At 68.0% G+C, this 1119-nt stretch carries 1 pseudogene; it reads left to right on the forward strand.

Annotated features, from left to right (window positions below):
• Positions 1-1119 (forward strand): annotated as a pseudogene (locus AAHF99_RS27090) (hypothetical protein); the annotation flags it as partial.

Genomic DNA, 1119 nt, shown 5'->3' on the forward strand with positions numbered 1-1119 from the left:
GTGATCGCCCACGTCGGTCCAGGCCTGCGAGCCCTCGATCTCGCCTACAGCTATGCTGAACTCGAGGCGGTGCGTGCGAGCGTCGAGTATGACTTCGGCGAGCCGCTGACTCCGTCCCGGCGCACTGCCACGATCGCGGCGCGTCTACGCCGAGATGGCCTGAATGCGGTGGCCGAGTGGGTCGAGGCGGCCGCCGCTGCCCGAGTCGAGCTTCCGCGCTCCGGCTTGACCAGTCGGATCCGGGCCCGGCTAGAACGGCTCGGGATCGCCGCGCCCCTGGCGCGCGCCAGGGTGATATCGGCTTACGCGTTGGATGGGGTTGGGTTCGAAGCTGCTCTTTCCCAGGCAGGTCTCTCGTGTGCGCCCGGGGATCGGATCGCCGGGGCCTGGGTCGTGCGGCAGGGCGATATTCTCGTCGGCGCCCTCGATCGGCTCGTCGTTCGCCCTCGCACGGAGGTGGCCGCCCGCATGCAGCGCCTAGCGATGGTGATGCGCGAGACGGCCGATCCCCGGCTAGCCCCGATCGAAGCCGAGCAGCACGAGGGGGATCGAAACGGTGAGTCGATCTCGGCACCGGTCGTCCCGAGCGCCGACGAGATGGCGGATGTCGGGATGCCGCAACCTCCGCGCTCAGATCCACCGACCCCACTTGCAGAGTGGCGGTCGCGACTTGAGCAGGGCCTCGCCCGCGAAAAGGCTGCCCTTCAAGATGCCCAACGGCGCAGCCCCCCTCCTCCAGATCGCCGGCGCGAGGAGGAAGAGGCCAAGGCCGAGTATCGCGCCGCCCGAACCGAACTGGATCGGGCCATGGCTGTCGTGCAGAAGCTCGAGGCAGGCCAGATGCCCAACATCCTCACTCGGATGTTCGGTTGGAAGGCACGACCCAATCCCGAACTCGTCGCAGCCCAGGCAGCTCTCAAAGCCGCATACACGAGGGAGGCTGATGGGGAGATAAGGCTGGAGAGCCTCCGGGATCTCATCGCGCGCGAGGCTACGGACTACAACCGTCGTATGCGGATTGAGAAGGAGGCGTCCGACGCCGCTGAACGCTATGCCGCGAGCCAGATCGCGCTCTTCGAGGACGCTCTTGCCGTCCTGGCGCGGGAGCCCTGGCGCGCG

Source organism: Methylobacterium litchii (assembly GCF_038442315.1).
GTDB lineage: Bacteria > Pseudomonadota > Alphaproteobacteria > Rhizobiales > Beijerinckiaceae > Methylobacterium > Methylobacterium litchii.